Raw genomic sequence first — 24,820 nt, forward strand, 5'->3', positions numbered from 1 at the left:
CATAAGCATAGTCATCGGCAAGAAACGAAAAACAAAATGCATATCTTTTTAGATATGCATTTTTTCTTTTTAGAATGAGGAGCCGGGTTGTTGTAAAAACGCTAACTCTTCTGCTGTGGAAGTACGCCCTAAAATTTCATTACGATGAGGATAACGACCATATTTATCGATAATCTCTTTATGGCGTAATTCATATTGATACGTGTCGTCATCATTTAATTGTGAAAACAACGCAATGGCATCTTGATGGATTTTTTGTGATTCTGAGTGCATAAATGGCATGATCAGAAATTTGCGTTTTACCGGTGTCAGGGTGAGATATTCGGGTAATCGAATGGCTTCTTGAGCAAGAATTAACGCCATATTATCTTGGGCGAAAGCCTTTGGTGTATCACGCCAAATATTACGTGAAAACTGGTCTAGAATAATAATTTCCCCTAACCGCCCTTCAATGCTCTCGCGCCAAGAGGCAAGCTCTGCACGACTTGCGCTAATACATAGCTCACCAAATCTATCCTTAATTTCTTTATCAAAAGCGCTATCCTTTTGAAACCACTGTTTTGGGGTACATTCTTCAAACCAAAAGGTTAATACGGGTTGGTAAGGAACCATAGCGATAACCACCTTATATAAATTGATAAGAAATATCATCTCTAAAGTATACTGATTTTTAACCTATGAATAGTATGAAAAAGGTTACAGGGATCGAGCTTCTTTAAAAAAACAAAAAAATAAATCCTCTTTAAAGGCAACAAGAGGATTTTAATCACGTCCTAGTTAACACTTAGCTCCTTTAAGTGTTACCCATCCATGAGCAAGTTATACTCTAAACAATGTTGTTAATGATATATGTAACTTAGTAATCAATATAATAAGGATGTTGTTACTATAACCCCCTTTGGGATCGTTAATAGAATAGATAAAAGCCTAAAAGGGATAAAGCTTAAAAAATAGTGTTAGGGTATTAAAAAGACTTACAGTAGCAAAGGCTACGGTAAAACAAGAAAAGTTGTTATAAGCTTGTTGGATGTTACTTAAGTAAAATATGCGATCAATAATGAAATAAATGCTAAAAAAACACCAATTGCTAATGACATTTGTTGAAAATTTTTTCTTCTTAGTCTGTTTCTTTAACAAAATTAGCGTACAATTACTGCAATTTTTTTACTGAAGATCGACTATGTCTGTTATTGCAACTATTGGAATAGGCTACCTAATTGGGGCTGTACTCTCTTTTATTATCACCTTCTTTTTAACCAAAGATCCCAGCTTAGCTATGCGCCTGCTGAGTGCTTTTCTTATCGCAATAACATGGCCATTGAGTTTCCCAATGGCCATTATATTTTCTATTTTTGGTTAGTTATTTAAATTTAAAAAATATTTATCTATAATGAGTGCATATGTTATTTAATTACCATCTAAAAAGATAATAATTTATCACTCATATATAATTACTTATAGATTAATATTAAAGCTTTATTAAATCACTAAGCTTTAATTTTTATTTTACTAATATAGAAATATATTAATATAAAAGAAATAATAAAATCGATTAACTAATAACACAAACTCTTACTATTCCCGTATTCCCTTTACCAAAAGCGCGATGTATTTTTTTACCATTATTAGATGTTTTGAATGCACACCAATTATTATCAGAGTGACCACACCACATTGGAATATCATCTATAGGAGGCATAGTAAATGAACTCCATTGATTACCACCAAGATCAACCCATACTATTTTACCTCGAATATCTTCATTTATATTAACACCCTCACCACTTAGCCAATTACCATTATATAGTTCTTTCCAACCTGTTACTTTTTGTTTCGAGTATCGACTATCACTTTCCGCTTTAGTATAGCTACTCCCAATAACTGCATAATTCCCTTTGGGTTGATAATTCCCTTTGGGTTGATAATTCCCCTTAGGCTGATATTTACCATCTGACTCTGATTTAGAATAACTATAACCTGTCGCTAAATAATTGCCTTTAGGTTGATATTTATTATCAGATTCCGTTTTCGTATAGGATGCACCCACTAATGCATAATTCCCTTTGGGTTGATAATTCCCTTTTGGCTGAAAAGCATCAGTGGCAGCTTTTTGGCTAATAACATGAGCCGTTGAGGTTCCGGTCGCTTGAGAAATATTACCTTTATCAAATTTTTTATTAAGCTCATTTTTTAAATTGGTATTGGTAGCATAATCTCCCGATGCTTGATAATTGCCTTTAGGTTGATATTTCCCATCAGACTCCGCTTTGGTATAGCTATCGCCTTTATTCGCATAATTTCCCGCAGGAGCATAATTGCCTTTGGGTTGATATTTAGTATCAGATTCCGCTTTTGCATAGCTATAACCTTCCACTTGATATTTACCCACCGGCTGAAAACGCTTATCAGCCTCGGCTTTGTTATAAGCGCCCACTTCATTCGCAGTGATATCAGCTTTTAACTCAGCCCATGCATTACCGGCAATAGGCTCAATATTATTATTCTCAATTTTAGACTGCCATACCTTATTGTTATGATAAACCACACTACGAATAGCATAGGGTTTGCCCGCTTCTGACCATTTAGCAAAACCTTGTAATTGCATTTCACCAATAGACTCGGTGATATCGTGAAATAGGCTATTCATTTTTTCACGTTCAATATCTTTTGCAGCCGGATCAGTGACTTGGTCACGCTCATAATCATAACCGTAACCTTGAGTATAAGATACTGAGCCATCTGTTTGGATCTCAACAGGCACAACTGTTTTATCCCCTTGCGTGGCAAAGGGGATTTTAAATATTTTAGTCATAGGATTTATTCTCCGAAATTACTCTTTAAGAAATTTTTACGATATGAACCATAACCAAATGCTTTTTTAGTTATGATGCGATATTTGACGCCTACGCCAGAAGGACGTGGCATTAAATCGAAGTTTTCTAATAATAAACGTAAGCGTTCATCGGGATTAAAATTAAAAACGTAATACATATACGTCATATCAAAGGGATCAAGTACAAATACTTTACTTTCACCTCGCCAGAAAAAACGTTTTAAAAATTGATTAATATTGGTGACCGTCGGACTTTGGGTGAGATTGAAATAACGCATTCTTATCAACATTCTTTTTTGATCTAACGTCAGTGATAAGGTGTAATCGGTATTGCGTCGAAAATTTGCGTTAAAATTAGCTTTCTTTTTACCAAAGCCAAAACCTATTTTTGTTTTCTCACTTGGGGAAATATCAATGCCTAAAGGCACATCTAAAATACGCGCCCAGACTGCTAACCCAAAGTCGTTGGCGGTATCAATATTAAATATATCGCGATACCAATTTTGCCAAAATAACACGGTGGATTGGTGAAAATAGTCTGCCTTAAAATGAGCCAGTGATTTTAATTTATCGGCATTTTCATATTGCCAAAGTATCGCTTGTAAAAGATCGGAATGATAATCAAACTGTTGAATATTCATACCATCACCACTTGTATCGCCCCTTTAGGTAAGCGGGCAATTTGATTAATGGCAATGGGAATTAATGCTACATGCCAATTTTTTCCATCTGTTGATAACTCAACTTTTGTGACAAATAAATGTGGCTCCACAGCATTGACGGCAGCGGAGATCTCAAAAGGAGAGACATCTCGCCCTACCACCAGCCCATTATCCCCCTCTATCTCTCCATGACTCCATTTTTCTAGTGCATCAGGAATAATGGTTTGTGCATCAAAAGAGGATTTTTTAACGGTAACTTTGCAAAAAATCGTCACTTCTTTTGGTCGTGAAAATTTAATCGGATATTCTTGACCACTTGCTGGCTCTAAGAGATTTATTTCAATATCACCATTAAACGCCGCACCTATTGTTTTCGTTCTTAATAAAACATTGGCAATTTCATGGCTGTCTCCCCCTTCAACACAGACATAAATGCTATGTGGCAATAAGGAAATACCATCGATAGTTAATGTTTTATCAGTGAAGTTTTCTCGAAAAGAGAGAGAGTTAACCCCTGCTAATTCATAGAGGGACGATGTAATTGCTTGGGCAACACTGATGGTATTTTTAGCGAGAGTCTGTTTACGCCGACGCCTGGCTTTAATATCAGATTCTGCATAACGGCCAATAATAGCGTGCGTGGTATTATTGACTTTTTCCCAGCCTAATACCGAACTTGCCACTTTATTTAATTGCCCAATACCACAAGTGATAGGCCCGTACTCTTTAGCGCGCATATCCCCAGTTATTTTTCCAGTGTCTGCGATAATAAGAGAGGTTAATGTTTCAAATACTGCGCCATTTATCGTTAGGGCTTGTGAACCTTTAGGGATAATGGTGCCGGGCACTCCCATAAATTCCACATTACTTAAATAGGAGTGTGTGGCATTAATACGCTCTCCTCCCATTAACGCCCATATTGCATCAAGAAAAATACCCCCAGCAATATCGGGATTAATTTGATTAGCAAGTTCGGCATTATTACGCACAATGGCATCGCGATTTTCAATTTCCATTGTTGCCAAAACCCCTTGGGGCGTTTCTGGCGATAAATTGATTGATTGCCCAAAGACAGTGCGAAATTCGTCTTCTACCTCCTTTCGTAGCGCTGCCGTATCAGGAACAATAACGCCTTTATTATTAATATATCGATAATCAGCCATGTAATGTAAATCCTCCATATATTGTGCGTATATCCGCCTGATATTTCAGTACGCCATTATCTAAAAAGGCATTAAAATGGCTGATAGCCACAACTTCCTCGATTTCAGCCAGACGTTGTCGAAAGGCCATTTCAAATAAAGGAATATCAACTTGACGGCTAAATGTTGCTGACCAATAAGGAATACCTTTATCTTTTTTATGCAACATCTCTCCACGAACCGCTTTAATAAAATGCTGACAAAGGTTTTTTACTGCTTCATCGTTATCACAAATTTGCAGATCACCTTTAGCATCAATCACCAGATCATTATGCTGGTTTATAGCAAATGTCCTCATATTGGACTCCCTGTGTTATCTTTGCCTGCTTGTACGCCACTATGGCGATGGGTTGAACCGATATCTTTCCCGTTGTGACGCATCACGCCCCCTTGAGAATCACTATTTCCATTTACCGCATAATTACCATTCACTGTGACATTGCCGGTAAATATCGTTTCTCGGGCATTGATTTCATACTTGGGGGTTTCTAGTACAACTTTATCGTTATGAAGAGAAAAGCAGACAGAACCATCCATTGACTGAATAACCAAAGCATCAATATTTTTTCCGTCGATCACCCAACCTTTTAAGGTGTCAGGAAAAAACATCGCATCACTAAAGGTATGTAATCGGGTGGTATTAGGTCTATCCTCTAGACCACCGCGTTGAAAAATAAGGCTAATATCACGATCATTAGCTTTTAACCAACCAAAATCTCCCGCTTTAATCGGTGCTCTAATAAAAAAACCTCCGCCACCAAAGCGAAATACGGGAATATTTGCAACGGGTGCTCGTGAAATAGTTTGTTTATCCGTGGTTAACATCATCACCAGTGGTTTGATCACGGCTCGATTGCTTTTTTCATCATAATCAATGACTGTTGCGGGCAACATATCATCCGTATTCATCATCAAATGGCGAAATGCGGACGAGAAAGCCCCTGCCAGTGAACCAACACTCGCAATATCGTTATTGGGTTTACTCATAATTAAGCTCGTTTACAAATTGCGGTATAGTTGAAATCAGCCTCATGTGAGGCAACACTAAACGCCAATTGCTCAATGATGTAATCACCATTTAATGAAGGGTTTAATTTACTCTCAAGGCGAAGCATTCCACCAAGCTCAGAGGTGCTATCAATTAAGTAACTTACGGTTAACCCACTTTCTGTCGCTTTGGGAATGCCAATCATGCCTGAATTCATATTTAAAATACGCAAACGGCTTTTTAGTGCTTTGTCGTCATCTTTTACAAATAACGTATCATCATCAATAAAGGCTTTAACGTCCCCAGCTTCCTGTAAACGTTCTATTTGATGCAATGCTGAGCCACAATAATACCAATTAGCAATATTCTTATCGGTAGCTTGAAAATCTAGTTTCACCCCACAATCATCAGCAATAGCCAAGGCTATTTCACTCAGCCTGCGCATTGTGCCGCCACTGGAAGAAATAATTTTTCCCGCGCTTTGATGACTGGTTTTTGCCGATAAAGTTAACGTCACATCAGGAGGTGAATCTATTTCAGCACTGACAATATCGCCAATAAATAAAGAGAGTAATCCGGTATTAACTCGGCCGACCTCCAAATAGAGTCGTCGCGTTTGCTTATTGTTATTATAGGGACTGGTTTCTGTCAGCAGATAATCTCTTGTTTGTGCATTTAGCCCTGAGATAGTGACATTACATTCATTTTGTAATGGATTGGCATACTTTGTTCCACTGGCTGAAATACGTAATCCCTCATACCATTGAAGCCGTTCTCCGACTTCAATTCCGAGCCTTATTCGTCGAAGATCCATCTTCCTCACTCCAATACACTAATGATTGCGTCTTGGTAAATTCCTCATACCAAGGTAATGCATCATGCTCTGTTAAAAACATTAAATTAATTCCCTGATTTAAATAGCGATAAGGAATTATCGGTGTATTAGCAACAAGGCGCATTCCTGTAATAAGTATTTCGCCTTCTCGCTCGATATCACAAAACATGGTTTGATTAGCCACTTTAAGCTTTAATTGCCAATTCACACCGGCTATTGCTACAGAAAATCGTTGATTAGGAATGGCTTGTAATGGTATTTCTTGCATTTTTTCTACCTCCTAGCCCTCTTTTTTTCCTATTGGCATGGATTTTTTACTTTTCACATTTCCTCGATTAATCGTTGAGGATTGCTTAGGTTTTTTAGTCGATTTAGCTGATTTTTTATTGTATTCAGGCTCAATGCTTTTCCATTCAATAAACTTGAGTTTTAACTCAATAGCGTCTACTTTTGACGGATCTTCATCATGGCTAAGACTTTCTAATAGCATTGGTTGATAGGTACTAACACGTGTTTGAATACCCACTAACGTATTTTCGTCATATAACTGTTTTATAGTGGCATAAGCATTGGCAATATCGCCCGTTAACAATAAGCTGATACTGATACTGATAGGGTTGATCACCACATGGTCACTGCGGCTTTCCCCATTTTCTACCGTAAATGTAATCGCTTGGTGGCTATCGTCTATGGTGACTTGAGTTGGGTTAACACTATCAAACAATGTGGTAAAAGAGGCTAAATCAAAAATTCTAACTTCCGTTATCATAATTACACCCTCCAGCCACTAGAGTGATTCTGCGATATATTTTTAGCTTCTTGCTCTGTATAAGATTTCTTGATTTCTTTAACCACCTCCGCACCATTTGTGGCTTGAGTTTCAATTTTGATTTCACCAATTTGCACATTACTTTCGTTTTTAATGCTTGATTGATTACTGATCATTTGACTGGTCATCGGGTTTAAACTGTTATTTGACGATATTGCTAATCCGTTATTTAACGATTTAACCTCCTGCATAGGACTATAATATCGTGTCGCTGTTTGAGATTGTGGCAAGATATAGTCAAGCTCCCCCTCATTTGTTAATCGCCGCTCTACCTTTTGCACCACACGAATTTCTTTTTCTTCGTCGTCCATACCGAAAAAGCTTTTGGCTGATTGCCATATATCTTGTATTAGGTTGATTTTTTCATCGACAAAATCCAATATCTTTTCAACACAGCCCCACATCCATTCAAATAGGCTCACCACTGAATCAGAAACAAAAATAAAGATATCAATAATGGATTGCCCCCAAGCAATAAGATTATTAATCCCTATTTCTAGAGTCTGTATAAATTGATTAAATGAGTTAGATATTAGATCCCATGCAGCAATAACAAAATCAGCAACAACAGTGACAGCCTCTTTTAAATATTCAAAGAATGATTGCCATGCCTGCCATATCGTCATGATCACACTTTTTAATACTGGGTATTTTTCTAATATACGGCCGATCATGGAATCGTTACCGTTAATAAAATTCATAATATCGTCATAGACGAGTTTAAAGGCGACACCTAATAAACCAATCACCGTTGCAATAGCAATAATAGGTAATGCCATGGCAAGTGTCGATGCGGCAGCAGAGATCATGACGGGTAAATAATAAATAGCAACAGCGGCGCCGATGGCGGAGAAAAAGCTAATCACAATATCTTTATTTTTCACACAAAAATCGACTAATTTATCAAACCATTCCATACCTTTTGCCAGCGTAGGAATAATCATATCTAAAAAGTTATTTTTGAATTGTGCCGCTAATTGACTAAATTTATGTATTGTGGCATTGAGTTGGATCGCACTTTCAATACTGTCGTCGTTGATACCTGAGAATTGTTTTTGTACCCCCATCGTACGCTCTAGCTCTTGACGACCTTTCATCATTAATTCGATGGTTTTATCATCAACAACACCTAATTTTTCCAGCTCTTTTTGGGCATCATCAAAACTCATATTTTTAACGTTATCAGCGACCTGTAAAAGCTGCTCTATGGGATCTTGCGTATCGTCAAACGCAGTTGCCATAGCGGCTAAATCCGCTTGAGCAGCTTCTTTCGTGCCACCAATTGCAGCCATCGCACCTGAAAAAGCGTCAATATCAATCGCCGCAACCCCCATTTTTTTACTGAGTTTATCTAATGATTCGATTTCTTGAGAACGTTCAAGTGACGCAGAAAATACCTTTTGTAACGTCCCCATAATATCCGTTGCACCTATGGCGTTTAGGATAAAATCTTTCATTTTATCGACGGTTTGCTGATAACTTTTCCCGGTTTCATCAACACTACTGCTTAATCGACGTTGAGCTTGAGCTTCTTCTATTGCCGCTTTAATACCTTGGGTTTGCATGGTGCTGATAAATTGATCGTAATCGGCACCTAGATTTTTAATCACCTCATCAATAACTAATTTATTTTCTTTATTTTTCTTTTCTGCCTCAGTTAATAAAGTTAATTCATTATTTAATGAAGCAAGCTGATCTTCCATTGCCTGATATTCAGCATTTAAATTCGCAAGATGACTTGCATCACTATCCACATCATTGCTAAGCAAATTTCTCGTGTAATTTAATACTGACATCGCATTTTTTAGAGCGTCAATGCTTGACGTAATTGAATGGATCTTCTCTTGTGTTTCACCACTATTTATTTCAATATTTATGGGCTCATCAAGCGATAAACTCGTCAGCCCCGTTAAGATATTTTGCAAAAAAGTATCAAATTCTTGAGTACTACTAAGTGCCGTTTTAACGATTTGTTGTATCGAATTTTCAACAGTTTCAGAGGCTTGAATAATTTCTTGGTTGTCCACCGAAAGGTTTATTTCAGGCTCCAGTGATAATTCGTTAAAACTGGCGGCTATTTCTTGAACAAAGGCAAAAAAGCGACTAATACCTGCTGATGCGCCCTGCTCTATTTTCTTCATTTCCTCAAGAATTTCGTTGGTCGATTTCCTGATATTATTTAATGCGTTATCAGATACCTCCGCGTCTAACGTCAGTACCTGACTAAATACGGGTAATAGCGACATTATCTCTCCTTGGACGCCGCTAGCGCCTCGTTATAACGATTGGTAATCGCAATTTCCCACAGATCAAAAGCTTCCTCTAAATCTATGGTTGTTTTGAGTTCTGTGAAAGAGGCGAAGCCGGCTGAGATGATGACGGCAAAGAAGCCATCAGCGTTTTTATAATCGACGGGAGAGAACCGCTGAGCTTGCCTAATAGGTATTGAAGGAAATTTTGGCTCCCGCCGTTGCCGAAAAAACTGGTGTTGTACTTTAACATTTCTAATTCAAGACGAATTAACGCTTCCCCATCAGGGACGTGATTATCAATTAATGTACTGGTTTTTAAATAAATTTCTTGGCCTTCTTTTTCTACAGCAACATACGCCATCATCTTTAACATGGCCTCTTTACTGACTTCATAATCACCGATTTTAGGGGCATTTGATAATGGGTATTTAGCCAAGATCTCTCGTCCAATTGTGGCGGGTAACCGGCTAATAATAAAGGTATGCTGTTGACGATCACTATCAATCACCGTGATCTCTTTTGGTTTAATCAACATATAAAAACTCCATAAAAAAAGGCGACCGAAGTCGCCATGATAAAAAGTAAGATTAATAATTAACGCGCTCTAACACGGTCAAAATCTTGGAAAATAAAAGTGTACTGCTTAGATTTAAGACGCCCTACCCCTGCGACTGAATTACCTCGGCAACCGCCAGTAATACGTCCATTACGTGCCGTGGTAATAGAGCCATCTCCATAAGAAGCGACTAAAGTAATCACATCACTGGCAGGACGTCGTCCCCGTCTTGCTGTATTAGCATCAAACAAAATAGCTAGATTTTCGTCTTCTTCACTTCCCGCTAACACATTAATGGTGACCGTTTGAGGTGTTGGTGAAGACCAACTGACCAAATTACCATTAATATCTACCGCTGTTTGTGTAATATTAACTGTCGGTAAATCTAAAGGATCACCTTCATCAGAAAAGGTGGTGATCGGAATACCCGCTGGAAATGTTTTACTTGCTTGAATAATAAGGCTTAAGCCTGTTGCTGAAATATCGTTCATTGTTTGTTCCTTAAACTAAATTATGTGAGCCTTCAACTTTACGAACCCAATCGCCTTTACCGTAAATCAATACATATTTCATGGTGTATTCCGGTAAATTGCCTGGCCCTGTTTGTTCAACGATTTCAGCGTTGTACCAATAACCTTTGTTTTGTACATCGTGCCACGCTAAATCATCACCTGCCGCATCTGTAATTGCGATTTTTTGTACTTCTGTTAATGCTTTACCCGTTTGAATAGTGCCGTTATTTAATGCCTTTGTTACTGCCCCAGCAATGATCATCATCGCTCTTGCTTCACCATCTTTATTCGCAGGAATACCGCGCGTTGACAGTAGTAAACTAAGCCACTGCTGTGCAATATACGCTTTTAGCCATTGCTCATTGGCATGTACGCTCATATCTACTGGATTAGCACCATTACCACATAAAAAACCACGTTGATAGAAACTGATCTCAGAGCCAGATACCGCCGTTTCACCATAATAGTTCACGCGCAATTTATCTAAGAGATCGGCCACCATATCTGTGGTAACTTGCGATGGGAATGTAATACCAAATTGTCGATACATGTAATTTGTGGTGGCATTAGTACGCTCAAAATCTGTTGCTGCCATAATCGCCATAGGCAACGCTTGCACAAAAAAGTTTTCCTCGGTTTTTAAATTCAACCCTGTCGATGCGGTATTCATTAATGCCTTGCTGTACATTTCAGCTTGTTGATCTGGCACCGATAAATAAAGTTGGTATTTGACATTTTCACCTGCTACGTATTCAGCCAGTTCCACACTTTGCTCAATAGATAGTTCGGTTAAAAATGTTGCACTACCAAATGAGTCAGAAATAGCTTCTGCAGCCATAAATGCTTCAAGGGCAGTCTGTGATGCATTACCCTCAGAAGTTTGTCCCTGACTTAACCCTAAGGCATCAGCAAGAGGTGAGTTGTTGACGCTAATCTGCGCTTTTTCTTGCACACCGCCGCTGATTAAGAAAGCACTATCCATAGCATTAAAAGTCACATAACAACTGGCAAATTGTGGCTCACTTTCAGCATTGAGTTTTGCTTGAATTAAAGAGGCAATATCACTATAGGACGTCACGTCTTGAAGAGAGAGCTTGCTGATTTTTTTAGTCACATCGCCAATCACCAGCGTTAACTCACCCTCTTCAATCAGCTTTAATTTATCCAGTGTGGCAACCGGTCCACCAAAGAGTGTTGGCGCTCGTCCCATTGGCTCATAAGAGGCAATTTGTAGCTCTTTAGGCTTGCTGACGGGAGCCGGACTCACATAACTAAAATATTGGCGGGCAAATTGCGCTTCTGGAGAATCAGCTCCCAGAAACGCATCAACTTGACCAGAAGTAAATTCGAGTACTTTCCCTGCTGGAATTTTAGGGTTTGTTGAAAAAATACGTGCGGTCAGTTTACGCATTGGTGCAGTAGAGGCACCAATCACCGCACTCGCAATATCAACATAGCGTGTTTGTTTAATAGACATATTTATCCTTAAATACGAGATAGATTAGATATAAGTAAATGTGTAGCTGCAGTGTTTAGAGATAATGAGCTGGGAAAAGTGACATTAAAATCAAATGAAGGATTATGTTCATAGCTATTTCCTTCATTAATTATTGGCGCACGCCTAATTTCTGTCGCACGTTGTATTCCTATTCCTTTTTTTCTCATTGATTCAATAAAAGGCAGCGAATGAATGATCATTCGCGTTGTTCTAATTAAATCACCTGCAGTAAAATCAGATTGTTTTTTAGTAAAGCTCTGAACTTGATAAGTTAACTCAACAAGTTGTTGTTCAGTGTGATTGGCATTATTACCTTGAACATCATAACTTCTTTTCTGCCAACCTTGGCTCACCTCCTTAATAGGAAAAAACATAATAATATTATTATCAGTGATTTCTTCCGGTTGATATCCTGTAATAACTTCAGCATTGATATCTGTTTTTATTAATTGTTTTATTAATTGCTCTCGAATAGCTTTATTAATATCATTATCATTCATTTCATCTCCTTTATTTTACACTCCTTTTTAATCACTTTAATTAATACACTCTTGGCGAATATAACCTTGTAGACCTAAGATGATGGACTCTGACTGAGCAATTCTTTCTCTGAGTATCCAATAATTTCGGATAGCGGCGTCAGTAGGTCTGGCGCGGGTTGCATCATCCACGCGGGGGGTGGAATTGGCGTCGTTTGTTGCACAACTGGCTCTGATGTACACCCGCTCAGGATCACGCTCAGCATAACTACGCAACCGGTTAATTTCGCTCTTGGCACTGGCTAACTCCTGTAAACGTTGAGTATCCATTTGATATAATTGCTTTATTCTTAATTGATAGTTTTTGTTTTCTACAATCTGTTGCGTCAGTGTTTCATTAATTTTCACATATTTTTGTTTTAATATTTTATTTCTATCAATAACCCAAAAAAGTCCAGCAATTAAACATAACATAATGATTATTATGATTTTTGTAAGATAGTTCATAATAACAACCAAGCATCTTCAAATACTTTTTTGGCATAGGGTTGATAACCCAGTTCAATATTAATAATGGCTATAGATAAAGATATACAAACTTTTTTTATTTGGGTATCAATAGGTTTATTACTTTCAATCCCTATTTCTTTTGATACGCGCTCAATATAACCCAATGTATTATTCTCATTAGGTGGTGCATAGCGATAAATAATAGATTTAATTGTATTTAAACCATATTTATTTTGATAGGTTTGAATTAATTTATAAATTGCTCTGATGCCATATTCTGGTGAAATAAATTGACAAAAATCTTTATCTGTTTGCGTGCTTGCTAATCCTTGCCATTTTGCACCATGGCGTATATTACCTGGGTTATTATTACGTTCACCCCGCGCTATTTTAGCCATTTTTAACTCCTATTTTTCCTGATAAGAAGTTTGCTTACAGGTTCAATGCCTACATAACCAATAAAGACACTGGCTAAGTAAGCAAATTGATGATTAATACTAAATAAAAGGAGAATATCTTTGATAAACCAAGCAAACATTGCACACATCAGTCCATCTAAAAAAGTTTTTTTCCATCCTCCTGCGTTATATAAACTTCGAAGAATAGCCATTCCCCCAGCGAGTAAGGCTGATATACCTTGCTCTTTCATTGAATAAAGAACAATGCATATTTGTTCCCATAGATCTGGATTTTCTTTCATTATTTCTTATGGCTTACCTCCAATCAGAGGAAATGTCATTAATAATATATTCATTCTTCATATCTAATTTTAATCACAAGGCTAATATGAATATATTGACGGTTTTATTTATCTAATAAATTAGATAAAAGCGTAGTATAAAAAATGCCATAACATAAACCTATTGGCAGTGAGATCGATTAACTCGCCAAGCTTATATAATGGTCAGTGTGATAGTGATAAATATTGAAAACAAAAAAGCCCCACTTCAAAAGTGAGGCTTCTTAGATTTTGCTGAGAGCTTGTTAGATACAAATCTCTCACTGTGGAGTTATAGTATGCTTATTTTTCCTTTAAGTCAACAATATTTTTTCATAAAAATAAATAAAAATAGAAAATTATTATTTTACAGTAACTTCTTGTAGAAATTTATCTGATAAAGACTCTTCTTTAAAGCATTCCGCCACTAAAAAATCAAATAGCGGTTTATAATGACTATAAGCAGCCGTTTTTGAAATACTCACCACATGTTGCAATTGTTGTAAGACTTCGCTGAATTTAAGGCGAGGATAACCGCGTCCAGCACATTGGCGACAAGGTTTAAATACGGCAACTCCTTGTAATTCAGTCTGTTTTTTATCAACAATTTTTCCACGTCCATGGCAACGGCATGCTAAACGAATTTCCGCTTTACCTTTGCATGTAGGGCAAATAACGCGTGTTACTTCCCTTACCTCTCGAAAAGAAGGTTTATTTGATGAGGTTGTTTTTAGATGAGGTTTGGCATTTTGAGTAACCTGCAGGGTTGTTTTTCGACCATGGCATTTGGTGGTAAAAACTTCAACTTCGATAAAGCCATCATCACAATCAGGACATGCTCTCTTGCTGGCTGCACTTCTGGCATAATCCTGAAAAGCATATTCAGCGATAATATGTAAAACTTTAGCTTTATCATGTTCAGCTAACTTATCAATCATCTTATATTGGTTAACTTGAGTTAATGCACATTGATACAGGCTTTCTATCGCTTCTTCGGGACGGTTAATGTGGTGCTTAGCTAAAAATAGCTCTATTCCCATTCGCCCTTTACGGGTCGCTAAGCTTATTGAAGCCATTACATCCGTAATGGATAATGAATCAACAGCTTTAGGCGTCCTAACATCACTTAATACAACACTTTTTGGAGAAAAATACTTAGGTAAGTCAGCTAATCTCATACAATATTCCCTTTGATTTACTGTCACGACTTATTTGCTTATCCATATCCCACAACAAGTTAGGGGCACTTACATGCCTGCTTAAATCACCATTAGCGTATTGATGCACTCAATGCTATTTTATACTCAACCTATCCGTTATGGTTAATTTAGTTAACAAATCATGTTTAACATACTTTTATTAACTGTTAGTTAATGCTAGTATGTAACTAAAGTCACGTCAAGCAAGATAGAAAAGGAAATTAACTAGTGGTTAAAAATGACTATAAGTTAGCATTCACAAAAAGACTACAAGAAGCCTGCTTAGACTCCGGGATTGCGGGTAGAGGGTTAGGTAAAAGAATTACAGAGGCATTGGCTAAACAAGGAATAAAAGTCAGTGCGCCCGCTGTCTGGAAATGGTTAAATGGTGAATCCGTTCCTGACTCAACGAATATTTTAGCCTTAAGTCAGTGGCTAGATGTTCGAGCTGAATGGTTAGAATATGGCAGAGGCGCCAAGAAAAATGATGGCATTTCAGTTAATGAAATAATACCTGTTAATGATTGGGATAATAGTACTCCTATAGAGCGAGATGAAGTGGAGATCCCATTTTATTCAACAATTGAATTGGCCGCAGGTTTTGGCAGTTGTACCACTGATAATCAAAAGGTGGAATTATTGAGATTCTCTCGTTCTACATTTAATCAATATGGTGTACAGCCAAGTGATGCTGTTGCTTTTAAAGTGCATGGCGACAGTATGTCACCGGTTATTCCTGACAGCTCTATTGTAACCATCAGTACAGGACATACTAAGATTATTGATGGTGGTATTTACGCTATTCAGCAAGGTGACTTGTTAAGAGTTAAAATCTTGCACCGCTTACCCAATAATAAAATCATTATTCGTAGCTATAATACGATTGATTATCCTGATGAAGAATCAACCTTAGAAGAAGTAAAAATCTTAGGGCGTGTTTTTAATTGGTCGGTGATGGGCTGGTGATCGCTTTAGGAAAAGTGAATGAAAAAGTGAATAGTGCTAACACTAGGCTTACTGATATTCACCGTTAAGCCTAATGTTAGCTTTTTTAAATACAATAGCTCACAAGATCAATAATCCTAGACCGCGTTTTACTTCATCAAGCTTTTGTTGAGTCACTTCTTTCGCTTTATCGCTCCCTTCTTTGATCACTTGTAATAAATAAGCTTTATCATTAATAAGTTGCGCTCTTTTTTCACGTATTGGTTGCAGAAGCTCTTGTAAGATATCATTAAGCATAGCTTTGCATTTCATATCACCAAGTCCTCCTCTTTGGTAATGAGCCTTCATTGCTGTCACCATGGCTTTATCTTGGCAAAAAGCATCTAAATAGGTGAACACCACATTACCTTCAATATGACCTGGTGATGCAACATCAATATGTTGCGGATCGGTATACATCGAATAAACCGCTTTTTTAATTTCATCTGCTGTGGATGATAAATTAATCGTATTACCTAAGGATTTAGACATTTTCCCACTACCATCTGTACCGGGTAAACGACCGACTTGCCCTACTACGACCTTACAACTTGTCAATACGGGTTGTCCTATTAAGCTATTTATTTTGGTGACGATTTCATTGGTTTGCTCAATCATAGGTAATTGATCTTCGCCTGCGGGCACAATATCTGCACTAAATGCAGTAATATCCGCCGCTTGACTGACAGGATAGGTTAAAAATCCCGCCGGCAATGAACGAGAAAGATTTTTTTGCAAAATCTCATGTTTTACTGTTGGATTACGCTCTAAGCGAGATACTGTGACAATATTTAAATACAGCATAGTCAGTTCTGATAAAGCCGGTAGTGCGGATTGTAAGCATAATGTGGAAAGTTTCGGATCAATACCAACAGCTAAATAATCAGCCACCACATCAAAAAGAAATTTACTGACCTTTTCAGGTGTTGAGCCATTATCGGTTAACCCTTGCATATCAGCCATTAAGATATATTGTGTCGCTTTCTTCTGAAATTCGACACGTTGCTGAAGAGAGCCAATATAATGACCAAGATGTAAAGGTCCAGTGATCCGATCCCCTGTTAAAACTATCGATTTATTTTCAGTGAGATATTTGTTCATTGCATTTCCTTAGTTGGGATAAATACCGCCAGAGAAATGCCATAAACAACATCACCGCGCTCTGGCGGCAATAGTGTTATTTATATAAATAAAAGATAAATAGGACTAGGTGCCGCTTAAATAAAGCGCCACCAATTTTGAATTGATCTTAATGAGCGAGGTCTTGTATTCACAATCTTTCCTTATTAACTTATTTAGTTGTATAGCAATTTTATCTATAAGTCAATCAAGGAAAATTATCCTAAGATCATCATTATCCCAACAAGTGGAGATAAGAAAAAACCCGTTACCTCTTACGAGATAACGGGTTCTTATATGGTGCCGGCTACCGGAGTCGAACTGGTGACCTACTGATTACAAGTCAGTTGCTCTACCAACTGAGCTAAGCCGGCGAATTCTGGCGGAAGGATAGAGATTCGAACTCTAGGATGGTTTCCCATCGGCGGTTTTCAAGACCGCTGCCTTCAGCCACTCGGCCATCCTTCCATGGCGCGCAATTATGCCTATCTCTGAGCTTGCTGTCCAGTCCTGATGATAAAAAAAATGTTTTTTTTATTTGTTTGCTTAAACTTCAGTCGAATTTTGCCTAAAAAACGATAACTTATTAATTTAGTGGTTAAATTTTGTGAGTTTTTGCTTTGTGATGATGGTGCTTTACAGATAAAAGCGATGAATAAAGGCGAGAAAAAGATAAGAAAAAACCCGCTATCTCTTACGAGATAACGGGCTCTTATATGGTGCCGGCTACCGGAGTCGAACTGGTGACCTACTGATTACAAGTCAGTTGCTCTACCAACTGAGCTAAGCCGGCGAATTCTGGCGGAAGGATAGAGATTCGAACTCTAGGATGGTTTCCCATCGGCGGTTTTCAAGACCGCTGCCTTCAGCCACTCGGCCATCCTTCCATAGCGCGAAATTATGCCTATCTCTGAGCTTGCTGTCTAGCATTCAGCGTAAAAAAAATGACTTTTTTTGTTTATTTGCTCAAACTTCACCCGAATATCCCTTTTAAAGTAATAACCTGTTAATATAATGACTTAATACTGATGGTTGTTTAGCCAATTTTTTCTTTTTTTATTGACTTCATTTCTTAAAGGCTCGCAAACTGAATGCGTACACTGACCCAATTAAAGCCAAATACATTAACTCGCTTATATGCTCTGTTTCTTCTGTTTATGGCCATATCCCTTTTTCTATATGCTTATAGCTATTTTGATACTTGGCTAGAAAGTAAAAAAAATGCCATTAATAACACGACTAATAAGTTTGCTTCTCAAGTTGAAGATTACCGCTATCACGCTAACCAACTATTCCAGTTATCAAACAAAATTAATGATCCAACCCTCTTTCTGCCTTTAAAAATCAATCCGGTCAAACTACGCTCTGATGTTTATTGGCTTGAAGGACGCGATCAGACCGTTGACGCTATTGTTTTTGGTAAATCGAATGAACAAACCTTTCAGTTAGCCGGTTATTTTGCAAACGCGTTAGAAATTATTTGGGGGGTACGTAATAACTATAGCTCTCTCTATTATCTTAATGGTAAAGGCAATGATCTTATCCTTATTACTACCCACTCAATACTAAAACCAGAATTGCGCTATAAAGAAAGCTATTTAACACTAACGGCTGAAAACAAACGTTCTGAGCTATTAATGCAATCAACGGCATTAGATGAAAAAGAGAGCCTTTCTCCCATTAGGAAAATGCCGACAGAAAACATTTATTACTATACCTATCGCACCATGTTTAATGTGCCAGGGCAACTGACCAGTGTTATTGCCTTTGATTTACCCATAAATAATTTTCTACCTGCTGAGCTATCACCTCAATATTTAAGATTATTACCCACAGGACAGCAGAGTGTTTATGATAAAAACAATATTGAGGTATCAACGGATGGGACTTCACTCATCTTCTCACAGCCCATCGCAGGAATACCCTACTCTTTATCTTATGAGTATCCACTAAAATCGATTTTCAATGAGATTGTGTATAAAAATATCTGGTTACTTATCAGCCTACTCATTTTTATCTCGATTTCAGTGTTTGGCCATATCTATATTCGTAATAAATATGTATTCCCTTATATTTCGATGACGCGTAATCTTCGCATCAAAGAAGAGATGACTAACGATATCATTTCTAATCTTCCTATTGGTCTATTGGTGTATAATTTTTCATCTAACCATAAGATTATTAGTAATAGCCACGCAGAGAAACTATTACCTCATATCGATTTATCTAAGATCCGCCAGATGGCGATTGAACATAATGGTTTAATCCAAACGGCCATTGATAACGAAATTTATGAGATCCGCACCAGTAGCAACAGCAATATCGATAATACTGCTCTATTCATTTTTCTGAATAAAGACAACGAAGCATTAATCAATAAGAAATTGCAGCTAGCACAACAAGAATATGAAAAAAACACGATTGCACGCCGCAAGATCTTATCCAATATGTCATTGGAACTCATACGACCAATTAAAGATATTAATGAGATGGTATATCAATTTAAAGATCTACTTCCTAACGATACTCACCAACAATTACTGAGTCTGCTATTAGAAAAAACGAATTATATTTCTGAGTGGATAGAAAACATTACGCTAATTAATAAGTTAGAAAATCAAGAATGGAAAATACATCAAGATGAATTTGAACTTTCAACGCTAGTTGAATCTATTCTAATAACCGCATCACCATTTATGATAAGAAAGGGATTAACACTTTATTTCCATAATAATATTAAACCTAGTTTACTTTTATTTAATGATGGCCCAGCATTAAGTAAGATTATTTTATCATTGATTAATTATGCCATTAGTACGACTAATTATGGAAAAATAACCGTCAATCTAAATTTAGAAAAAAATAATGATAAAGAAGAAATAGTAATTGATATTATTGATAGTGGCAGTGGGTTAACAGCTCAAGATCTGGCTAATATTAAATATCCATTTTTAGGTCAAGCTATGGGTGATAAATATTATTCCAACTCGGGTATTATTTTTTATTTATGTCATTTGTTGTGTAACAAAATACAAGGCACTTTGACCATTACAAGCCAAGAAAGTATTGGCTCTCATTTCCGTATCGTACTTCCATACCAGCATATAGATACAGAAGAGCGCTCTTTTGACATATTATTAGAGGGTATAACTGCAAAACTCGCCATAAAAAACCCTGAAATAGAAAAAATAATCTGCCAACAGCTTGATAAATATGGCGCTACATACTTTGATAAAAATAAAGAGAATCTTTACTCAGAATACGATATCATACTTAGAGACACTCCGGATAATAATCCTGAATCAGCAACAGTATTATTAGTTAGCTCTATTACCGGATTTGAAAAAATAGCAAGAAATTTAATAAAGTGTAACTATAACTTCGGTGATCCATTAATTGAGGCTATTACTTATTTGATTGAAGAAAATGAACAACTTTCTCTCGAAACAACTCAAACGAGTATTCGTAATGAGAATAATAACCTTGATCATCACGAAGTAATTCTTAATAATTATAGGAAGAAGTTGAATGATAGTGATTATAAGGAACTATTTATCAATACTGTTCCCATTGATGTTGAAAAACTACACTTAGAAGCAACTAATAAAGACTTTCATTCTCTAGCTCAGACAGCTCATCGTCTGAAAGGGGTTTTTGCTATGTTAGATTTAGAATATCTCAGAGAGAACTGCGAATATTTAGAAGATGACATAAAAAATCATAATGAATTAGAGATAAAAGAACGTATCAATCAACTGGATAAATGGATCCGACAGTTGCTGTAGCAAGGTAACAATTAAACATGAATAACCTTAATATTATTATTGCCGATGATCATCCAATTGTTTTATTCGGCATTCGTAAATCTTTAGAACAAATTGAATGGGTTAATGTTGTTGGTGAATTTGAAGATTCCACTTCACTTATCAATAACTTATCTAAATTAAATGCAGATGCTCTTATCACCGACCTATCTATGCCTGGTGATAAATATGGTGATGGTATTACGTTGATAAAGTACATCAAAAGACATTATCCTAATTTGTCTATTATTGTACTCACTATGAACAATAACCCAGCTATCTTAAGTGCTGTTCTTGACCTTGAAATCGAAGGTATTGTATTAAAACAAGGTGCGCCTGCTGATCTACCTAAAGCACTTGCAGCATTGCAAAAAGGCAAGAAATTTATGCCTGAAAGCGTGGCTAAACTGTTAGAAAAAGTGAATGCCAATGGTTATGGTGATAAACGCTTATCTCCCAAAGAAAGTGAAGTGTTGCGCTTATTTGCCGAAGGTTTCCTTGTCACTGAGATTGCTAAAAAACTTAATCGTAGTATCAAGACTATCAGTAGTCAGAAAAAATCAGCCATGATGAAGCTCGGTGTCGACAATGATATCGCTCTGCTTAACTACCTATCATCAGTCACTATTGATAAGGAAATTAACGGAGAAAGCTAACCCGTTAACTTTTCTTCTCTATGCTGTATAGATAAAATCAGGAAGCTCATACCCATTGTGGGAGCTTCTCTGCTTTTTTATTACTTTTTATCCGCCATCACATCGTTGGCAACAAAAAAATGTTTTCCCCTCTTCCCCTATCATCCTGAGCCGGCAACCTATCAACAATATTTATCACTGTAATATCGAAATTTTTCAATCAGATCTACCATGAAAAAATATCGCTTTTCCGAGATTAACCGTTGGATTATGCCACATAGGTGAGTAATACGTCTTTTAATACAGTAAGAGAGACTGGCTTGGAAACACAATCATTCATTCCCGCATCAATACAACGTTGTTTTTCTTCGGCAATCGCATTTGCTGTAACACCAATAATAGGAATAGTGCGACTCAATTCACGCACTGTTGTCGCTAATTGATAACCATTCATATTTGGCATATTGACATCGGTTAAAATAATATCGACATGATTTTCTTGCATAAAGGCTAAAGCATCACAGCCATCTTCTGCCGTTGCGGTATTAAAACCAATTTTTTTCAGTTGATCGGTCAACAATAAACGATTGATAGGGTGATCATCAACAATGAGCACTGTCAATAATTGTAGATCGTGATCCGTCATTAACGCATTATTCTCTGAGTCATCAGACTCTAATTTTGTTTGTGGTAATTGTAGGATAATCTTAATTAATTCATTTAATTTATATGTACTGCATAACCAATTATTCTCAGAGATTTTCTTTGCAGGCTCAAAATAGTGTTCATAAATACGGATAAATTGGCAAGACTTATCTAAACATTCATCATGATCGGTGATAATAAAATCATTCTCAGAGACCTGAGTCACTTCCGTGAATAATTGACAATGTAAGCCCACATAACTTAAATATCGTTCAACAAAGCTTTCTAGATACAGATTTTTAATACTGATAAAGCAGCGAATAGTACTCTCTTTATAGAGATTATATTTGGTTTGTCCATCACTCGAATTTAGTGCGCCATATAAAGGGATCCGCACAGTAAAACGACTACCTACATTTTCTTGAGAAACAACACTGATATCACCATCCATCAAGTTAATCAGTTTTTCACAAATCGCTAATCCTAATCCTGTACCTTCTGAAGCACTTTCTGTATTTTGCGAGACCTGAAAGAAGGGTTCAAAAAGCTGATGAAGCATTTTTTCATTTATCCCTCTGCCGGTATCATGAATATCGAAATAGAGATAATATTCATCTCGATACAGGTGCAAAGTAATACATCCTGTCGTAGTAAATTTAATACTATTATTTAGTAGATTAGAGATAACTTGCTGGACACGAACCGGATCGTTATTAACGATTTTAGGTACATCCGGCTCAATAAAGCAGTAAATAGCTAAATCTTTTTTAGCAATTAACGGCAAATAGTTAGAGATAACAAAAGAGACAACTTGGCGACAATTGAATGGCTTAACGTCAATTTTTAATTGTTTCGATTCTATCTTCGAGAAATCAAGGATATCGCTGATAATTTTGAGTAGCAGCGATGAAGAGTTATCCATTGTTTTTAATAATCTGGCAGTCTCTTCATTTTGCGTCAATGATTGTAATAATTCTAAGTTACCAATAATGCCATACAGTGGTGTACGCAGCTCATGGCTGACTGTCGCTAAGAACATTGATTTAGCTTGGTTTGCTTGTTCTGCGGCCGTTGCCATATTTTGTAGAGAGCGTTCCATTTTAACACGAGCGCTGATATCCACTAATACGCAAATCGCCACATCTTCATTCTGATAACGTGAATTCACAAAACTAATTTGCAAATGATTATGATTATTAGTGACCACATCCACTATATTGCTACTTTTTTCAGCAATAATAGAGAGAATATTTTGTTTATCACTATGACTTAATAAGCGAAAATAATTATGGGCGAGCTCATTACTTAAAATAATCATGCCATCACGTATTCTTAAGATACTTATTCCTACTGGGGCTGACGCGACAATTTTATGATTAAACTGCTCATGCTCCTCTAAGCGTGAAGCATTATTTTCTGCAGGTGAAAATATTTTTCGCTCAAAAATCCAAACGAAAATAAAGATAACAATCGCCGAAATGATATTTAAAATAATGGCATTAAAAATAGTAAACTTAAATTCATTTAAAATTTGTTTTAATGGTAGTGAATAAACCACACTAAAAGAAGAAGGAAGTAGCTTACGTTTTGCAACTAAATCACTAAAATCATCATCAAAGCCAAAGTAAGGAGCACTAACATCCGGTACATCCCTTACACTGCGATAATTATTCTCTTCAGGATAACTTAAGACTGGATTATTTTTATTGTTTAAAAGATGAATAGAGATAACGCGATCTTTCGTAGGTGAAAAATACTCCAATCGGATCGCCCTTTCGATACCAATGAGTGCAATAAATTTCCCTGACGCATAAACTGGCGACATGACATAGAGGATACCGCTATCCCCCTTGGCATCAGGTACTATCCAGTATTGATTACTCTCTTTCCCTTGAGCTCGTTGATTAATGTAATTACGTGTATTTTCATAAACCATTTTTTTCAACAGTTCAGTATCAATAGGTGATGCACGCAATGGGAAATTAATCATACACATACTATGAGAGCCAACCATAAATACTTGGTTGATACCTTGTAAAGCAGGGGTATTATCTTTCCAGTAATACAGAATACTATTAAATGATCGAAAATAATTGTTTGTTTGCCCTTTGAATAATTCACAATCGGCACTTTCACTTAATTTATGAAGTGAAAAAGGCCCTTCATAAAAAAAAGAATTATTCATCTTAGGGTTTAAATTGAGTTGCTCTTGATGCCGCTCTGCTAAATATTGCAAATCGCGGATAGTACTCGAGGTTTGGCGAAAGAAGCCCAATAAATCGGTATAGTTATTACTATATTCTTGTCGGATATCTGATTTAGTATCATTAAAGATGTTGATGAGATAAAACATGGTTAATAATGCGCCCATTGCCCACAACATGATACCCAGTGCACGAAAAAGGTAGCGGGAAATTTTTAATGACGTTTTAAATGACGAAAGATATCGCAAATAACCACCCTAATCGGTAATACAGATAATCAACTTTCTCATTCTAACAGAAGTTACTCTAGGTCTGAATGAGATGATCTTTATCATCAGGATAATTTTTTCTGATGAC

The 24,820-nt window shown here is 36.7% G+C and carries 24 protein-coding genes and 4 tRNA genes; 4 read left to right on the top strand and 24 right to left on the bottom strand.

Features of this window, described 5'->3' with window-relative positions:
- Positions 1 to 69 precede the first annotated feature (69 nt).
- The gene (locus tag AACV00_RS10260; RefSeq protein ID WP_004250729.1) at positions 70 to 612 is read right to left on the bottom strand and encodes a DUF924 family protein; all 543 of its coding nucleotides are present in this window, start codon (positions 610 to 612) and stop codon (positions 70 to 72) included.
- Positions 613 to 1,180: 568 nt separating this feature from the next.
- On the opposite strand from AACV00_RS10260, the gene AACV00_RS10265 reads away from it, so the two are divergent.
- A complete protein-coding gene (locus AACV00_RS10265; RefSeq protein ID WP_017628013.1) occupies positions 1,181 to 1,360 on the top strand; it encodes a GhoT/OrtT family toxin in 180 nt (59 codons plus the stop codon).
- Positions 1,361 to 1,552: 192 nt separating this feature from the next.
- On the opposite strand, the gene AACV00_RS10270 is transcribed toward AACV00_RS10265, so the two are convergent.
- From AACV00_RS10270 to AACV00_RS10350, 17 genes are all read right to left on the bottom strand, one after another.
- Positions 1,553 to 2,812, bottom strand: a complete 1,260-nt coding sequence (locus AACV00_RS10270; RefSeq protein WP_237584969.1) for a hypothetical protein — start codon at positions 2,810 to 2,812, stop codon at positions 1,553 to 1,555.
- A 5-nt stretch (positions 2,813 to 2,817) separates the two neighbouring features.
- Complete coding sequence (locus AACV00_RS10275; RefSeq protein WP_004243615.1) at positions 2,818 to 3,474, bottom strand: DUF2612 domain-containing protein; 657 nt, start codon at positions 3,472 to 3,474, stop codon at positions 2,818 to 2,820.
- Positions 3,471 to 4,658, bottom strand: a complete 1,188-nt coding sequence (locus tag AACV00_RS10280; protein ID WP_017628010.1) for a baseplate J/gp47 family protein — start codon at positions 4,656 to 4,658, stop codon at positions 3,471 to 3,473. The genes AACV00_RS10275 and AACV00_RS10280 overlap by 4 nt, the downstream gene beginning before the upstream one ends.
- Positions 4,651 to 4,995 carry a hypothetical protein gene (locus AACV00_RS10285; protein WP_004243617.1) on the bottom strand — a complete coding sequence of 115 codons (345 nt, stop codon included), beginning with the start codon at positions 4,993 to 4,995 and terminating at the stop codon, positions 4,651 to 4,653. Before AACV00_RS10285 ends, AACV00_RS10280 begins: the two co-directional genes overlap by 8 nt.
- Positions 4,992 to 5,684 (bottom strand): Gp138 family membrane-puncturing spike protein, encoded by a 693-nt coding sequence (locus tag AACV00_RS10290; protein WP_036918584.1) that lies wholly within the window; start codon positions 5,682 to 5,684, stop codon positions 4,992 to 4,994. The genes AACV00_RS10285 and AACV00_RS10290 overlap by 4 nt, the downstream gene beginning before the upstream one ends.
- 2 nt (positions 5,685 to 5,686) lie before the next feature.
- A complete protein-coding gene (locus AACV00_RS10295) occupies positions 5,687 to 6,499 on the bottom strand; it encodes a baseplate hub protein (protein WP_004243622.1) in 813 nt (270 codons plus the stop codon).
- A complete protein-coding gene (locus tag AACV00_RS10300) occupies positions 6,468 to 6,788 on the bottom strand; it encodes a phage baseplate plug family protein (RefSeq protein ID WP_036918587.1) in 321 nt (106 codons plus the stop codon). The genes AACV00_RS10295 and AACV00_RS10300 overlap by 32 nt, the downstream gene beginning before the upstream one ends.
- Positions 6,789 to 6,800: 12 nt before the next feature.
- Complete coding sequence (locus AACV00_RS10305) at positions 6,801 to 7,289, bottom strand: phage baseplate protein (RefSeq protein WP_004243624.1); 489 nt, start codon at positions 7,287 to 7,289, stop codon at positions 6,801 to 6,803.
- Between the two features lie 2 nt (positions 7,290 to 7,291).
- Positions 7,292 to 9,595, bottom strand: coding sequence for a hypothetical protein (locus AACV00_RS10310; protein WP_036918590.1), 2,304 nt, complete (start codon positions 9,593 to 9,595; stop codon positions 7,292 to 7,294).
- Between the two features lie 82 nt (positions 9,596 to 9,677).
- Positions 9,678 to 10,136 (bottom strand): hypothetical protein, encoded by a 459-nt coding sequence (locus AACV00_RS10315; RefSeq protein WP_004243627.1) that lies wholly within the window; start codon positions 10,134 to 10,136, stop codon positions 9,678 to 9,680.
- 59 nt (positions 10,137 to 10,195) lie between these two features.
- Positions 10,196 to 10,648, bottom strand: a complete 453-nt coding sequence (locus AACV00_RS10320) for a phage tail fiber protein (protein WP_004243628.1) — start codon at positions 10,646 to 10,648, stop codon at positions 10,196 to 10,198.
- Between the two features lie 10 nt (positions 10,649 to 10,658).
- Complete coding sequence (locus AACV00_RS10325) at positions 10,659 to 12,146, bottom strand: DUF3383 domain-containing protein (RefSeq protein ID WP_161680433.1); 1,488 nt, start codon at positions 12,144 to 12,146, stop codon at positions 10,659 to 10,661.
- A gap of 8 nt (positions 12,147 to 12,154) precedes the next feature.
- Positions 12,155 to 12,667, bottom strand: a complete 513-nt coding sequence (locus AACV00_RS10330; protein WP_004248364.1) for a phage gateway protein — start codon at positions 12,665 to 12,667, stop codon at positions 12,155 to 12,157.
- Between the two features lie 36 nt (positions 12,668 to 12,703).
- Positions 12,704 to 13,153, bottom strand: a complete 450-nt coding sequence (locus tag AACV00_RS10335; RefSeq protein WP_036918597.1) for a lysis system i-spanin subunit Rz — start codon at positions 13,151 to 13,153, stop codon at positions 12,704 to 12,706.
- A complete protein-coding gene (locus AACV00_RS10340) occupies positions 13,150 to 13,554 on the bottom strand; it encodes a hypothetical protein (protein ID WP_017628006.1) in 405 nt (134 codons plus the stop codon). Before AACV00_RS10340 ends, AACV00_RS10335 begins: the two co-directional genes overlap by 4 nt.
- A 2-nt stretch (positions 13,555 to 13,556) precedes the next feature.
- Positions 13,557 to 13,856: a phage holin, lambda family gene (locus AACV00_RS10345; protein ID WP_004248367.1), complete on the bottom strand. Its 300-nt coding sequence runs from the start codon at positions 13,854 to 13,856 to the stop codon at positions 13,557 to 13,559.
- 380 nt (positions 13,857 to 14,236) lie between these two features.
- Positions 14,237 to 15,052, bottom strand: coding sequence for an antitermination protein Q (locus AACV00_RS10350; RefSeq protein ID WP_036918599.1), 816 nt, complete (start codon positions 15,050 to 15,052; stop codon positions 14,237 to 14,239).
- 249 nt (positions 15,053 to 15,301) lie between these two features.
- On the opposite strand from AACV00_RS10350, the gene AACV00_RS10355 reads away from it, so the two are divergent.
- Entirely contained in the window at positions 15,302 to 16,039 is a 738-nt protein-coding gene (locus AACV00_RS10355) for a LexA family transcriptional regulator (RefSeq protein ID WP_036918602.1), read from the top strand.
- Between the two features lie 99 nt (positions 16,040 to 16,138).
- On the opposite strand, the gene trpS is transcribed toward AACV00_RS10355, so the two are convergent.
- The 5 genes from trpS to AACV00_RS10380 all read right to left on the bottom strand — a co-directional run bounded on the left by trpS (position 16,139) and on the right by AACV00_RS10380 (position 18,063).
- On the bottom strand, positions 16,139 to 17,158 hold the full coding sequence (trpS, locus tag AACV00_RS10360) for a tryptophan--tRNA ligase (RefSeq protein ID WP_012368094.1): 1,020 nt from the start codon (positions 17,156 to 17,158) through the stop codon (positions 16,139 to 16,141).
- 316 nt (positions 17,159 to 17,474) lie between these two features.
- Positions 17,475 to 17,550, bottom strand: a tRNA-Thr gene (locus tag AACV00_RS10365).
- A gap of 6 nt (positions 17,551 to 17,556) precedes the next feature.
- A tRNA-Ser gene (locus AACV00_RS10370) sits at positions 17,557 to 17,644 on the bottom strand.
- 249 nt (positions 17,645 to 17,893) lie between these two features.
- A tRNA-Thr gene (locus AACV00_RS10375) sits at positions 17,894 to 17,969 on the bottom strand.
- 6 nt (positions 17,970 to 17,975) lie between these two features.
- A tRNA-Ser gene (locus tag AACV00_RS10380) sits at positions 17,976 to 18,063 on the bottom strand.
- Between the two features lie 204 nt (positions 18,064 to 18,267).
- Here AACV00_RS10380 and rcsD point away from each other — a divergent pair.
- A complete protein-coding gene (rcsD, locus tag AACV00_RS10385) occupies positions 18,268 to 20,961 on the top strand; it encodes a phosphotransferase RcsD (RefSeq protein WP_004243645.1) in 2,694 nt (897 codons plus the stop codon).
- A 17-nt stretch (positions 20,962 to 20,978) separates the two neighbouring features.
- Positions 20,979 to 21,635 carry a response regulator transcription factor RcsB gene (rcsB, locus tag AACV00_RS10390; RefSeq protein ID WP_004243646.1) on the top strand — a complete coding sequence of 219 codons (657 nt, stop codon included), beginning with the start codon at positions 20,979 to 20,981 and terminating at the stop codon, positions 21,633 to 21,635.
- Between the two features lie 247 nt (positions 21,636 to 21,882).
- On the opposite strand, the gene rcsC is transcribed toward rcsB, so the two are convergent.
- The gene (gene rcsC, locus AACV00_RS10395; RefSeq protein ID WP_017628005.1) at positions 21,883 to 24,711 is read right to left on the bottom strand and encodes a two-component system sensor histidine kinase RcsC; all 2,829 of its coding nucleotides are present in this window, start codon (positions 24,709 to 24,711) and stop codon (positions 21,883 to 21,885) included.
- Positions 24,712 to 24,820: the final 109 nt, after the last annotated feature.

Origin of the sequence: Proteus sp. G3927, from assembly GCF_963894685.1 — a bacterium.
Taxonomy (GTDB): Bacteria; Pseudomonadota; Gammaproteobacteria; order Enterobacterales; family Enterobacteriaceae; genus Proteus; species Proteus mirabilis.

Coding starts and splice junctions, on each gene's coding strand:
- AACV00_RS10280 (WP_017628010.1), bottom strand. CDS start 4,658: ATGGCTGATTATCGATATATTAATAATAAAGGCGTTATTGTTCCTGAT.
- AACV00_RS10285 (WP_004243617.1), bottom strand. CDS start 4,995: ATGAGGACATTTGCTATAAACCAGCATAATGATCTGGTGATTGATGCT.
- AACV00_RS10275 (WP_004243615.1), bottom strand. CDS start 3,474: ATGAATATTCAACAGTTTGATTATCATTCCGATCTTTTACAAGCGATA.
- AACV00_RS10305 (WP_004243624.1), bottom strand. CDS start 7,289: ATGATAACGGAAGTTAGAATTTTTGATTTAGCCTCTTTTACCACATTG.
- rcsB (WP_004243646.1), top strand. CDS start 20,979: ATGAATAACCTTAATATTATTATTGCCGATGATCATCCAATTGTTTTA.
- AACV00_RS10270 (WP_237584969.1), bottom strand. CDS start 2,812: ATGACTAAAATATTTAAAATCCCCTTTGCCACGCAAGGGGATAAAACA.
- AACV00_RS10335 (WP_036918597.1), bottom strand. CDS start 13,153: ATGAACTATCTTACAAAAATCATAATAATCATTATGTTATGTTTAATT.
- AACV00_RS10295 (WP_004243622.1), bottom strand. CDS start 6,499: ATGGATCTTCGACGAATAAGGCTCGGAATTGAAGTCGGAGAACGGCTT.
- AACV00_RS10320 (WP_004243628.1), bottom strand. CDS start 10,648: ATGAACGATATTTCAGCAACAGGCTTAAGCCTTATTATTCAAGCAAGT.
- rcsD (WP_004243645.1), top strand. CDS start 18,268: ATGCGTACACTGACCCAATTAAAGCCAAATACATTAACTCGCTTATAT.
- AACV00_RS10325 (WP_161680433.1), bottom strand. CDS start 12,146: ATGTCTATTAAACAAACACGCTATGTTGATATTGCGAGTGCGGTGATT.
- AACV00_RS10350 (WP_036918599.1), bottom strand. CDS start 15,052: ATGAGATTAGCTGACTTACCTAAGTATTTTTCTCCAAAAAGTGTTGTA.
- AACV00_RS10310 (WP_036918590.1), bottom strand. CDS start 9,595: ATGTCGCTATTACCCGTATTTAGTCAGGTACTGACGTTAGACGCGGAG.
- AACV00_RS10290 (WP_036918584.1), bottom strand. CDS start 5,684: ATGAGTAAACCCAATAACGATATTGCGAGTGTTGGTTCACTGGCAGGG.
- AACV00_RS10330 (WP_004248364.1), bottom strand. CDS start 12,667: ATGAATGATAATGATATTAATAAAGCTATTCGAGAGCAATTAATAAAA.
- AACV00_RS10315 (WP_004243627.1), bottom strand. CDS start 10,136: ATGTTGATTAAACCAAAAGAGATCACGGTGATTGATAGTGATCGTCAA.
- AACV00_RS10300 (WP_036918587.1), bottom strand. CDS start 6,788: ATGCAAGAAATACCATTACAAGCCATTCCTAATCAACGATTTTCTGTA.
- AACV00_RS10265 (WP_017628013.1), top strand. CDS start 1,181: ATGTCTGTTATTGCAACTATTGGAATAGGCTACCTAATTGGGGCTGTA.
- trpS (WP_012368094.1), bottom strand. CDS start 17,158: ATGAACAAATATCTCACTGAAAATAAATCGATAGTTTTAACAGGGGAT.
- AACV00_RS10340 (WP_017628006.1), bottom strand. CDS start 13,554: ATGGCTAAAATAGCGCGGGGTGAACGTAATAATAACCCAGGTAATATA.
- AACV00_RS10345 (WP_004248367.1), bottom strand. CDS start 13,856: ATGAAAGAAAATCCAGATCTATGGGAACAAATATGCATTGTTCTTTAT.
- AACV00_RS10260 (WP_004250729.1), bottom strand. CDS start 612: ATGGTTCCTTACCAACCCGTATTAACCTTTTGGTTTGAAGAATGTACC.